We start from the raw sequence: 12581 nt of genomic DNA, 5'->3' as shown, positions 1-12581 counted from the left end.
AATTTCGAATTAGATGCGCTTCTTCTGGGAGCGCATTTTTTAATCAGTAAGGATATTTCAGGCATACACAAAGGGGGCAGTTAAATTTGAAAGACATTGTGTCAGTAGAAAAACTACTTGGACCTAATCCTAATCTGCCTGATAAAAAAACACCTCCTCCCAGCGTGGGAAGGAGGTGAAAAAAAAGTCTGAGGAAATAGCTTCCTCAAACAGGTATCGTGATGAGCTTACATCGGTCAGCAATCAGCTTTCAGTAGTTAGCTTTCTGTATTCGGCTGTTAGCTGTTAGATTGTGACTTTAAGCTTGTCGCTCTATTCAATCTTCGCTTTATCGGTTACCACATAGTAACGAGGGTCATCGATATCTCGAATAATTACAGTTCTAAAATGATCATCAGCACGATTCAGCAAGTTAATACAGTCTTCACTCAAGTGCTTCAACTTAATGGTTTTTCCTGCATCTTCGTATTTCTTTACCAAACTGCTAATGGCTTCAATTCCCGAGTGATCAGAAACTCTTGATTCAATAAAATCAATTTCTACTGATTCAGGATCGTTTGCAACATCAAATTTATTCATAAAGGTAGTAATTGATCCGAAAAACAGAGGTCCCCAAATCTCATAAACTTTGGTGCCGTCTTCTTTTATCGATTTACGAGCACGAATTCTTCTTGCATTCTCCCAGGAGAAAACCAGTGCACTCACAATTACACCAACCATTACGGCAATGGCTAAATCGAAAATAACGGTTAAACCGGATACCAAAATCAACACGAATGCATCTGATTTTGGGATTTTATTTAGAATACGGAAGCTCGACCATGCAAAGGTTCCGATAACCACCATAAACATTACACCAACCAATGCTGCGATAGGAACCATTTCGATATATGGAGCAGCAAATAGGATAAATGCCAATAAAGTAACCGCAGCAATAATACCTGATAATCTTCCACGACCACCAGATTTTACGTTGATTAATGATTGTCCGATCATTGCACAACCACCCATTCCACCAAAAAATCCGGTAACGATATTTGCGGCACCCTGTGCCATACATTCGCGGTTACCATTTCCACGACTGTTGGTAATCTCATCCAATAGGTTCAGAGTCATCAAGGATTCGATCAAACCAATTGCAGCCAAAATAGAGGCGTAAGGCAATACAAATTTGATGGTTTCCCATGTGAAAGGAACCATGGTAAATAGTTGCGACTGGAATGTTGGTAAACCACCTTCCAAACCGGAACCTCCACCATCTCTAATAAATGATCCAACGGTGCTAACATCTAATCCTCCAAAAATAACAATGGCCGAAACCACTACAATACCGGTTAAGGCTGCTGGAATTTTAGAGGTTAGTTTTGGTAGGAAGAACATGATGGCCATGGTTAAAATAACCAATCCAATCATGGTGTAAAGTTCTGCTCCGTGCAACCATACAGCTTCTCCTGCTATTTTTTCGGTAAACATTCCCAATTGAGAAAGGAAAATTACAATTGCCAATCCGTTTACGAATCCCATCATAACAGGATGAGGAATCAAACGAACGAATTTACCAAATTTGAACACTCCGGCTAAAAACTGAATGATACCTGTAAGAACAATTGTAGCGAACAAGTAATTCAGTCCCATATTTTCTACAGGAGTAGCCATAGCCATTCCCATTTCGTTTCCTTCTTTTACAAGGCTAACCAATACCACAGCCATTGCTCCGGTAGCACCGGAAATCATACCTGGACGACCGCCAAATACTGAAGTAATTAGTCCGATCATAAAGGCGGCGTATAAACCTACCAAAGGATCAACACCAGCTACAAATGCAAATGCAACAGCTTCTGGAACCAAAGCAAGCGCAACGGTTAAACCGGATAAAATATCATCTTTAGAATTCTTAGCTTTCTTTTTGAAAAAATCTACCATGTTTTAAAACCTAAAATTTTGATTAAGGGCGCAAAAATAGGCTTTTGGTTTGAACTGGCATGCACTTTATATCAATAAATTGTAAATATTTTGAGCGAAAACGATATAAAACCAATTGGCAATTAAGAATTAACAAATATCCACTCTAAATTTGCTTAAAGCGAGATAAAATATTTTTTTCTGCTATTTCTAATTTCCTTAAATTGATATCAGCAAAACAATCCTGATTTATACACTCTTACCCGAAAGGGATTACATGATTTGGTTTGATAAAAATGATTATCAGTAAGAGATGAAAAGAGTAATTAAGGACTATAAAAGTATTGGAATGGATTTGTTGCAATTGTTGATCAAATCTTTTCCGGATGGAATCTACGAAGATGATTTAATAAAAATCACAAAGCCTAATGGTAAGAAAATAAATGTAATTGAATTACGTACTGAAGATACTGTATATTTAATTAAAATGGATAAGGAAATGCAATCGCAAATGGATTCCTTTACAGGCGATTTTGAAGGCTTGGATCCTTATTCGGATGGATACAGAGATGGGGTTTAGCTTGTATGTTTTGCTAACACTTTATTTACAGTAGCTATAATTCCTTCTTTGTCGTAACCACATTCTTTGTAGAGTTCTTGCTGGGTTCCTTGCTCAACCCATTTGTCAGGAACTCCAAGGCGGGTTATTCTGCTTTGATATCCATTATCACTCATAAACTCTAAAACTGCTGATCCCAATCCACCAACAATACAACCATCTTCAAGAGTAATGATATTATTGTGTTTCGAGAAAACTTCATCTAGCAATTCTTCATCAAGAGGTTTCAAATATCTCATGTCGTAATGAGCGATAGAAATACCTTCTTTTTCCAATTCTTCAATGGCATCTATTGCCTCTGTTCCGATAGCTCCGATCGATAGAATGGCTAAATCGTCACCATCTTTTAGTTTTTGACCTTTCCCAACAGGAAGAATTTCAAATTCCTGTTTCCAATCAATAATTCTTCCTCTTCCACGAGGATAACGAATAGAAAATGCTCCCATATTTTCCTGCTGAGCGGTAAACATGAGATTACGCAACTCTATTTCGTTTAATGGAGCTGCTATGGTTAGGTTTGGAACACAACGCATAAAAGCAAGATCGTAAACACCATGGTGAGTTGCACCATCGGCACCAACCAATCCACCTCTATCCAAACAGAAAACAACATTTACACCTTGTAAGGCTACATCATGAATTACCTGGTCGTAGGCACGTTGCATAAATGATGAGTAGATGGCACAAAACGGAATTTTTCCTTGAGCAGCCAATCCGCCTGAGAATGTAACGGCATGTTGTTCTGCAATACCAACGTCAAAGGCTCTTTCGGGCATTGCTTCCATCAGTTTGTTCATTGAACTGCCAGTTGGCATTGCAGGAGTAATCCCTACAATCTTGTCATTCATTTTGGCAAGATCAACCAATGTTTCCCCAAACACATCCTGAAATTTTGGAGCTTGTGGTCCGTTGTCTTTCGATTGAATTATTTCCCCTGTTTCCTTATCGAATTTACCAGGAGCATGCCAATAGGTTTGATCGATTTCGGCTTGCTTAAATCCTTTGCCTTTTTTTGTAATACAGTGTAGTATTTTTGGCCCGGGAATTTTTTGCAGATCACTCAGTACTTTAACCATGTGATTTACATCATGACCATCAACCGGACCGAAATATCTAAAGTTAAGCGCTTCAAAAAGATTACTTTGCTTCAATAAAATGGTTTTTACACCATTTTCTACCTTTTGAAACAACTTTTGAGTGTTTGGATTGATTCTGTTGAATTTTCCAAGAAGTCTCCATACATCATTTTTAACCTTGTTGTAAGTTTGCGATGTGGTAATATCCAGAAGGTAATTGTTCAATCCACCCGTATTAGGATCTATGGCCATATTGTTATCATTCAGGATAACCAATAAATCGGCATTATTACCGGCCGCATTGTTCAAGCCTTCGAAAGCCAAACCTGCCGTCATCGAACCATCGCCAATCACAGCAACCGTTTTTCTATCGGTTTCACCATTTAATTGGGCGGCTACAGCCATTCCTAATGCTGCAGAGATAGAAGTTGAAGAGTGGCCTACAGTGAAAGAATCGTATTCACTTTCTTGTCTGTTTGGAAACCCACTAATTCCTTTGAACTGACGATTGGTATGGAAAACATCTTTTCGTCCTGTAAGGATTTTGTGTCCGTAAGCCTGATGGCCAACATCCCAAACCAAGTTGTCATATGGAGTATTCATGACATAATGAAGGGCAACAGTAAGTTCAACAACTCCCAGGCTAGCACCAAAGTGCCCTGGGTTATTTGATACCTGTTCAATAATTTCCTGTCGCAATTCAGAACATACCTGAATCAAATCATCTTCAGAAATCTTTTTAAGATCTTCCGGATAATTAATCTGATCCAATAATTTTTTATCTGCTTGCGCCATGTACGAAATTCCTCCTTATACCGTTAAAAATATTGCACGAAGATAATAAATAATTAACAAGTAATGTTGCAGTGTTATTCGTATATAAAACGCCGTATTCATATATTTGTTTAGGTAATACCAAATTAACTAAAGACTAAGCAATAAAATTATTTCTTTTGCACTTCTGCTTCATTAAAAAAAGCTACATAGCAAGTCTGCTATACCTTACTTTTTTATCTTGCACAAGTACAAAATATTCTAGTTTTAAAAAGCTTATTCTTTAATGAAATTGATATAAGCGAGTTCTATTACTAATAAAAGAATGATTTAAAATGATTAAAAAATTAAGCCCATCAATAATCGCTTTGTTATTAGCGGTAAGTCTTTTTTCATGTGTTCCGACAAAGCAATATCAAGAACTTCAGAACAAACAAGCCAATTGTATAGAAGAACTTGAAATGCAGAAAGAGAAAAATCTTGAATTGAGTGAGAGTAATAACGAGCTGAAAGGAAAATATGATGTTTTAAAAGGAAAGTACGATAATATTCTTTCTGATACCATTGCTTTATCCAGAAGATTACAATCAGCAAGAGAAAGGTTAAGTCGTGCAGAAAGAAGCAATCGAGATTTTATGGATCAATTGGCAGGAATGCAGGCTGGAAATGCTCGTGAAACAAAGGCTTTACTTGAACAAATACGTAAAGCTCAAAACGATTTACAACTGCGGGAAGATGAGGTTTTGGCTCTTGAAAAGCAAATGGATGCAAGAAAGAGAAAGTTGGATGCATTACAGGCAGAATTGGGGAAAAGAGATCAAAAGCTTAGAGAATTGGAATCGGCCTTAAGAAGAAAAGATGAGGCCGTAAAAGCTCTGAAAGATAAAGTGATGAGCGCATTGACCGGTTTTGAAGGAAATGGTTTGTCAATTAGTACCAGGAATGGAAAGGTGTATGTTTCCATGGATGAGAAATTGCTGTTTAGATCTGGTTCTTATACTGTTGATCAGCGCGGAGTTCAGGCATTGGGACAATTGTCAAAAGTATTGGCTCAAAATAAGGATATCAATGTAATGATTGAAGGGCATACCGACAATGTTCCTTACAATGGAAGCGGTGTATTAAAGGACAACTGGGATTTAAGTGTTAAAAGAGCAACTTCAATTGTAAGAATCATTATTAAGAATAAAGGAGTAGCTCCAAATCGATTAACTGTTGCAGGCCGTAGTAAATATGTTCCGGTTGAAACCAATGCAAGTTCGGCAGGACGAAGCAAAAATCGTAGAACAGAAATTATTTTGACTCCTAAGTTGGATGAATTGTTTCAAATTTTAGAAAGTAACTAGGCTTTCAGCTACAAGCTTCAAGCTACAAGAAAAATGATTAATTTGATGAAAGATGAAGAACTTTAAGAAATTAGAAGTTTGGAAGAAGAGTATGTCCTTGGCAAAAGAGATTTATTTTTTGGCTAAATTCCTTCCTAAGGAAGAACGATATGGGCTTTATAGCCAGATAACAAGAAGTGCAGTATCGATTCCAAGTAATATTGCAGAAGGATCTGCAAAAAGTACTGAGAAGGAGTACAAAAGATATTTGGAAATTGCTTTGGGTTCTGCATTTGAATTGGAGACCCAGTTATTGCTAATTCAGTCCTTACAAATAATAAATAAAGATATAGAACAAACTATTGATCAAACTTGCGAAGTGCAAAAAATGCTGCAAGGTTTGATTAGAAAATTAATCTAAACTTGAAGCTTGTAGCTTGAAGCTTGAGGCTTAACTTGAAGCTTGAAACTTTTATAAGATATGCAACTAAATAAAACAATCATCGGCATGGTACATGTGCAAGCCTTGCCAGGAACCCCCAATAATAAGCACAGTATCGAAGAAATTTGTGAAATTGCGGTTCAGGAAGCCAAGATTTATGAAGAAGCTGGACTGGACGCCATCATGATTGAAAACATGCATGATGTTCCTTACCTTAAAGGCGAAGTTGGACCGGAAATTACTGCAAGCATGGCGGTAGTGGCAAAAGCCATTCGCGAAGCGGTTGACCTACCATTGGGCATACAAATATTGGCCGGAGCCAATAAAGAAGCTTTAGCAGTGGCCAAGGCTGCAAATTTTCAGTTTATAAGAGCAGAAGGTTTTGTGTTCGGACATGTGGCGGATGAGGGGTATATAGATTCTTGCGCTGGTGAACTATTGAGATACCGCAAAGCAATAGGAGCCGAAGATGTGAAGATCTTTACCGATATAAAAAAGAAACACAGTTCGCATGCCCTTACTGCCGATGTTGACATTGATGAAACCGCAAAAGCTGCTGAATTTTTCCTGAGTGATGGTCTAATTATAACAGGATCTTCAACAGGGAAAGCTGTATATCTTCACGAGTTAAAGAGTTTGAAAGATAAAGTTCAAATTCCGGTACTAATAGGATCGGGTATTACTTCGGATAATCTGGATGAATATTGGAATTATGCTTCGGGCTTTATTGTTGGTTCACATTTTAAAGAAAATGGTTTTTGGAAGAATCCAATATCGAAAGATCGTTTAAAGGTATTTATGGAAAAAGTGAAGCAGCTTAGAAAATAGACTTTCAAAAATTAATAATAGAATTGTAAAAGTCTAAGAGATAAGATCTCTTGGGCTTTTTTTGTATTCATAAGTTAATGTTTTAAACAATTTTACACCATTGCAACTAGAAAACCCGTTTCTCAACGAGAAAAATAGTTAAAGAACGAGAAAAATAGTTGATGAAACGAAAAAAATAGTTACATTTGAATTGTCAACATTATTCATGGTATATAAAAAAGGCAATTTAAATGCATACAAAACGATTAACGAAACGGGAAGAAGATGTAATGAAGATATTGTGGAATGCAGGTAAAGGTTTTGTGAAAGACTTGCTAAAACAGCATTCGGAACCTAAACCACACTACAATACTTTTAGTACAATTATTCGCGGATTAGAGGAAAAAGGCTTTGTATCTCACAATTCCTATGGTAATACACATGAATATTATCCGGTAATAACAAGAGAGGAGTATCGGAAGCTATTCATTAAAAATGTAGTATCGGATTATTTTGAATCTTCCTATAAAAGTGTGGTTTCATTTTTTGTGAAGGAAGAAAAACTAAATGTTGATGATCTTAAGGAACTCATTGATCTGATTGAAAAAAAAGAAGAAAAGGAGTAAGCTATGGTCGAAATGTTTTGGGAATATCAAATTAAAGGAGGAATTGTACTGGCAGTATCAGTTCTTTTGTATGTGCTCGTATTATCGAATGATAGCTTTTTTAAGCGCAACAGGTTATGGCTGGTTGGTAGCCTTTTATTACCATGGATAGTGCCATTAATTACCATGCCTGTTTGGTTGAAAAAGATGTTGTTTACTGATATGGGTGCCACTGTACCTTTACATACTTTTGTATCGGTCGGTCAAATGAATACGGATACAGTTCAGTCAACGAATCATTTTTCTTTTTCGATAGAGTTTTTGAGCATTGTGCTGTATGGGCTGATTAGTCTTGTATTCTTGGTCAGGCTTTTTTACGGCTATGCTTCTATTTTAAGTTTAAAAAAGAGTGCAGAATGTAAATCCTATAAAGGATTTTCGCTAGCAGTTCTGCCAGACTCAAAGCTAGGGCCATTTTCTTTCTTCAGAACCATTTTTATTCCTAAAGAATTGGAAAAAAGCAGAGAGAGTCAACTTATTTTAGAGCATGAAAAAACGCATTGCGCCGGATGGCACTCTATCGATCTTACTCTAGTTGAATGTATGCTAATCTTTCAATGGTGGAATCCTTTTGCATGGTGGTTACGAAATTTAATTGCCAATAATCATGAATTTTGTGTTGACAACATCATGTTAAAGAATCTGCCAGATCCGAAAGATTATCAATACTCCTTACTCAATCTTGTACGTGGGCAAGGACAAAACCATTTGGTTAATAATTACAATCAAAGTCTTACTAAAAAAAGGATAATCATGATGAACAAATCAAATAAAAATAGAACGATACATAGATTAAAAGGATTACTCTTATTGCCTATATTGACTTTTAGTCTGTTGGCATTTACCAATCCTAAGCAGTCCGAAGATGTAAAGGTTGAAAAGAAAGCGGAACAGACAATCGCTAATATGTTGGATTTGCAGAAGTATATTGCCAGAAACGTAAAGTATCCTGTAAAAGCTCAAGAGAATTATACACAAGCCGATGTAATTGCCCATGTTACTATTGATAAAAATGGACAAGTAAAAGGTGTTAAAATTGCTCGGAAAAGTCAGGACAATGTGGTTAAAATTGATGAGGTTGTGATTACTGCCTATAAAAATTCTGGAGGAAATCAGGATAATAGTCAGGCAGGCATAAAGAGCCTGGAAAAAGAGACTACACGTATTTTAAAATCCTTACCACAATTGACCCATCAGGCTTGGATAGGGAAAAAGCTTGAATTTAAGCTGAAGTTTAAATTGCAATAGTTATTGCCTAATTAATAAAAAGAAAAATTAACCCATGAAAACTTGTTTTTCATGGGTCTTGTTTTTTAAATAAGGAGAGGTTTTTTTAGGCGTATTATGGGGCATGGAAAATATGAAGCGATAAAATGCAAATAATAAGTAAACTAAAACAAAGTGTATAGTGTTTTAGGTAGTTGTTTACCTAATTTAAGTAAAATCCCAGGCATTAACTGGGATTTTTTATTTTCAGTTTAAAAGTATAAAAATTAAAATTAATGTTTTGTTAACATACAAGAGGGTTGCTTTTTTATTATTTTCGGAATAAAAAAGTAAAGAGACATCTAAAATGGGATTAGCCGATTGAATATGCAATATACAGAAGAGGCAAAAATAAATTCAGAGAACAGGAATAAATAAAAATTTATTAATCAGTATAAACCCTTAAATGTTTAAAGTAATTATAAAAAATAGATATTAACATGAAAAAATTACTAGTTATAATATTGTTATTTGTACCAATATTAATTTTTGCACAAAATAACGAACCTAAAAAAATTAATTTAGGGTTAGAGATTGGAAATAAATATTTTCATAGTTTTTCTGTTGGAAATCAAGAGTTCACAAGTGTTAGTGATATGGTAAGTCTGACCCCAATAGAACTAACTGTGTATTTAAATTATAAGTTTAATAATCAAAATACATTAAGTTTAGGATTGAGTATGCATGATGCTTTTTTCTTAGGAGGAAAAATAACTCCTACAATTCTTGATTATAAATATTTTATTAATGAACGTAGAAATACATTCTTTATAAATACTGGAATAGGTTATACTTTATATAATCCTACTGAAATTAGGTCAGCTGTTTTTAAAATGGGTGGAGGTTATCGATTTTCAATTACAAAAAAGAAAAATATGCATATTTCTGTAAATTATGATCTTAATAAACTTTCTAATATTTATGTGCTGGATGCTAATTCAATAAAGAATAAAAATATTGATGTTTATGCTTTTAATGTCAAAATTGGTATTGGTTTGTAAATACAAATGAATTTCTAAAATATTCATTATTAATAATTAAAAAAAATACGAATAATCCTAAATTTATATAGGATTGTTCGTATATACGATCTGTTTTCATTCAATCAGGCTTGGATAGGGAAGAAGCTCGAATTTAAGCTTAAATTTAAATTACAATAATAGAATAAATAAAAAAAGCTGCCATTTGGCAGCTTTCTTTTTATGATATGGTCATTATATCTTTCTCTTTTTCTGCAAGCATAGCCTCAATTTTTTTACCGTAGCTATCGGTCATGTTTTGCACTTCTCCTTCGGCATCTTTCTCTAAATCTTCTAAAAGACCTTCTTTAACTACTTATTTTATTCCACTTTGGTATCGCTACGAGCCATAGGAAAACCTATCCATAGAAAAAGAAAAATACGACTACCAGTATTCATGTTCGCAATGGTAATTTCATGAGTACAAAATAATAGGGTAGTAAGAACTGGAAAACTAAAATATAGTAAATACTTGGCTATAGATTATAACTTAAAGACTAATAAGCTGCTAGACTCCAAAGCTTATGGTAAAGTTATGGCAAAATTATGATTATCTAATCAGGCATAGTGGTTTTTGTAGGTAAAATGGTAAATTATCTATGGTGGATATTTTTTTTTATAAAATAGGACCTCCTAAATTGTATCATAAATCTTATTTAATAATTAATACAGTTGTAAAAATTAAAAATGGAGGTGCCTGGTACAGTTTTAAATTTTTTTAAACACCTAAGAAGTGTGCTTTAAATGGGAGCCATCTCAACACCAATGGAACTGTTCTGCCAGTTACAGCAGAAAAAGAGCACAGTACAGAAGCTTTATGAAGGAAGACAAATGTACTGTGCACAAATAGAAGTTCTACAAACTTAATGGTTTGGCTTTGTTTATTTAAATCAGTATCGGATAGTAACTTGTTAGGAATTAGCCATATGGCAACTTGGAAACATATACAGAACTATTTGAATGAGTGTTGTTACAAGCTCAACCAGAGATATTTTGGAAAAGCTATTTGACGGGTTATTACATGCCACTGTTACGGAAAATATTGGATTATTATTAGGGGTAGAGTTTAAAACTGAGTTCTCTGATGAGTTCAAATTATTACCCAAAATTGGGATAAGGATTAATCTTTAAGTACTGTTAATAAAATATAGAAATAACTCAATTCAATACTAACTAAAAAAACCTTAAGAAATGAGTATTAATTTTAAACCAGTAGGTCGTAAAAACCCAAGAGACCGACAAGCCCCAGCCAAGTATTATGCTTCAATTAATACCAAAGGCAAAAGAAACATTCGTTTTATCGCAGAAGAGATAGCCGATCGTTCCAGTTTAAATCAAATGGACATCATGTCTGTAATTGAAGGCTTTCTTCAGATTGTTCCCAAAACCTTACTCGATGGTTATACTGTTGACTTAGGTGAGTTTGGTAATATGGGATTAATTGCCAAGAGCGAAGGCGTAGAAAAGGAAGAAGATCTAAATGCCAGTCATATTGATGGAATAAAGGTAAGATTCCGCCCGGGAATATTGTTTAAAGACGAATTGGCAAGTGCTAAATTCGAGAAAATTGCCACTCCACACGAAAGCCAAGAGGTAAGCGAATAAATAAGATCAAGTATTTTTTGAAAATAGTCTAGACTTTATTTAAAAAAGTTCGGACCTAAAAAAATAAAGTCAAGATCTTTAAGTAAAAAGGTCTTGATCTTTATAAAAGAACATCAAGACCTTTTTACTTAAAACTCTTGAGAAAGAAAAAAGCCGCTTTGATTTTAAAAATAACTAATCGCCATCCTCATATCAAAGCAGCCTGGTAGCTAAGCTACACTGCAATTGCAAAGCTACCTAAACGAGGTGATTTATGCAATTGGCAAGAGCGTAAAGAAGGTATCTTATGCCAATAAAATCAATTATTATGAAGATTAAATCTTTATTCATTGCTCTTTGTTTTGTATCCCTTATGGGTACTACTTATTCAGTTAAAGCTGAAAAGGATTGCCAGACAGTAGTTGTGGATTGTGGCAATGGTCCTGTTACTAATGGACAATATTGTTATGATAGCCCAAGTGAAGCCGTTGGTGCAGTAAGAGAGCTTTTTAAAGCAGTATGTAGCTAGTTCAGATTTTAAGAGGGTATTCTGATTTTGGATACTCTCTTTTAAAACTTAAACCTGATTTCCCATGAAAAAATATTTTATTCTGTTGAGTCTATTTTATTCAATTAACTCTTTCACACAAGATTATCGTAAAATAGATACAGTACTAAAAAAAATTTATTACGACTATACCTTTCAAGTGGACTCTACAGATGCTAGTAGTGAAAAATACCAGGAAATGGTTCTTCTTGTGGGTAAGCACTCTTCCGAGTTTAGTAGTAAGAATATGTTATATACAGACTCGGTATTATATGAAGGTAGAAACAAGGATATGAATAATGTTTTAGCTAAACTCATTCCTCAAATGGGACAATTAAGAGTACATCATTTGTGTGAGTATATTATTTATAAAAATTATCCTCAAAAAGAAAATGTGAGATTTATTGGAATTTTAGGCCCGAAGTCAACTTTAATAGTGGATGAAATTCAGAAATTAACCTGGAATTTAATTGCAAATAGAGATACTACCATTGGATTGTATCATTGCAAAATGGCAACTTGTAATTTTGCAGGAAGGAACTATCAGGCCTGGTA

The 12581-nt window shown here is 34.7% G+C and carries 12 protein-coding genes and 2 pseudogenes; 11 read left to right on the top strand and 3 right to left on the bottom strand.

Annotation, left to right across the window (positions count from 1 at the left end):
* Positions 1-312 precede the first annotated feature (312 nt).
* Positions 313-1923: a SulP family inorganic anion transporter gene (locus NQ163_RS18845; protein ID WP_268191881.1), complete on the bottom strand. Its 1611-nt coding sequence runs from the start codon at positions 1921-1923 to the stop codon at positions 313-315.
* A 292-nt stretch (positions 1924-2215) separates the two neighbouring features.
* Here NQ163_RS18845 and NQ163_RS18840 point away from each other — a divergent pair, with 292 nt between their 5' ends.
* Positions 2216-2482 carry a hypothetical protein gene (locus NQ163_RS18840; protein WP_120238203.1) on the top strand — a complete coding sequence of 89 codons (267 nt, stop codon included), beginning with the start codon at positions 2216-2218 and terminating at the stop codon, positions 2480-2482.
* Here NQ163_RS18840 and dxs read toward each other — a convergent pair.
* Positions 2479-4392, bottom strand: a complete 1914-nt coding sequence (gene dxs, locus NQ163_RS18835; protein ID WP_268191880.1) for a 1-deoxy-D-xylulose-5-phosphate synthase — start codon at positions 4390-4392, stop codon at positions 2479-2481. The two genes, NQ163_RS18840 and dxs, sit on opposite strands and share 4 nt — an antisense overlap.
* Before the next feature lie 314 nt (positions 4393-4706).
* Here dxs and NQ163_RS18830 point away from each other — a divergent pair, with 314 nt between their 5' ends.
* The 6 genes from NQ163_RS18830 to NQ163_RS18805 all read left to right on the top strand — a co-directional run bounded on the left by NQ163_RS18830 (position 4707) and on the right by NQ163_RS18805 (position 9877).
* Complete coding sequence (locus NQ163_RS18830) at positions 4707-5717, top strand: OmpA family protein (RefSeq protein ID WP_268191879.1); 1011 nt, start codon at positions 4707-4709, stop codon at positions 5715-5717.
* 52 nt (positions 5718-5769) lie between these two features.
* A complete protein-coding gene (locus NQ163_RS18825) occupies positions 5770-6117 on the top strand; it encodes a four helix bundle protein (protein ID WP_268191878.1) in 348 nt (115 codons plus the stop codon).
* Positions 6118-6177: 60 nt separating this feature from the next.
* The gene (locus tag NQ163_RS18820; protein WP_268191877.1) at positions 6178-6966 is read left to right on the top strand and encodes a BtpA/SgcQ family protein; all 789 of its coding nucleotides are present in this window, start codon (positions 6178-6180) and stop codon (positions 6964-6966) included.
* Between the two features lie 230 nt (positions 6967-7196).
* On the top strand, positions 7197-7571 hold the full coding sequence (locus NQ163_RS18815) for a BlaI/MecI/CopY family transcriptional regulator (RefSeq protein WP_268191876.1): 375 nt from the start codon (positions 7197-7199) through the stop codon (positions 7569-7571).
* A gap of 3 nt (positions 7572-7574) precedes the next feature.
* Positions 7575-8858, top strand: coding sequence for a M56 family metallopeptidase (locus NQ163_RS18810; protein ID WP_268191875.1), 1284 nt, complete (start codon positions 7575-7577; stop codon positions 8856-8858).
* 458 nt (positions 8859-9316) lie between these two features.
* Positions 9317-9877 carry a hypothetical protein gene (locus NQ163_RS18805; protein ID WP_268191874.1) on the top strand — a complete coding sequence of 187 codons (561 nt, stop codon included), beginning with the start codon at positions 9317-9319 and terminating at the stop codon, positions 9875-9877.
* Between the two features lie 199 nt (positions 9878-10076).
* Here NQ163_RS18805 and NQ163_RS20855 read toward each other — a convergent pair.
* Positions 10077-10187: pseudogene (locus tag NQ163_RS20855) on the bottom strand (ribosome recycling factor); the annotation flags it as partial.
* Positions 10188-10800: 613 nt separating this feature from the next.
* Here NQ163_RS20855 and NQ163_RS18800 point away from each other — a divergent pair.
* From NQ163_RS18800 to NQ163_RS18785, 4 genes and pseudogenes are all read left to right on the top strand, one after another.
* Positions 10801-10927 (top strand): annotated as a pseudogene (locus NQ163_RS18800) (IS1595 family transposase); the annotation flags it as partial.
* 159 nt (positions 10928-11086) lie between these two features.
* Positions 11087-11500 (top strand): hypothetical protein, encoded by a 414-nt coding sequence (locus NQ163_RS18795; protein ID WP_268191873.1) that lies wholly within the window; start codon positions 11087-11089, stop codon positions 11498-11500.
* Positions 11501-11807: 307 nt separating this feature from the next.
* The gene (locus NQ163_RS18790; protein ID WP_268191872.1) at positions 11808-12008 is read left to right on the top strand and encodes a hypothetical protein; all 201 of its coding nucleotides are present in this window, start codon (positions 11808-11810) and stop codon (positions 12006-12008) included.
* Positions 12009-12072: 64 nt separating this feature from the next.
* On the top strand, positions 12073-12581 hold a 509-nt coding region (locus NQ163_RS18785; RefSeq protein WP_268191871.1), incomplete at its 3' end, for a GLPGLI family protein.

This window comes from Marinifilum sp. D737, assembly GCF_026672275.1.
In the GTDB taxonomy this organism is placed as follows: domain Bacteria; phylum Bacteroidota; class Bacteroidia; order Bacteroidales; family Marinifilaceae; genus Marinifilum.
Note: the sequence above shows the minus strand (reverse complement) of the source record. Positions and strands in the feature narration are given on the sequence as shown.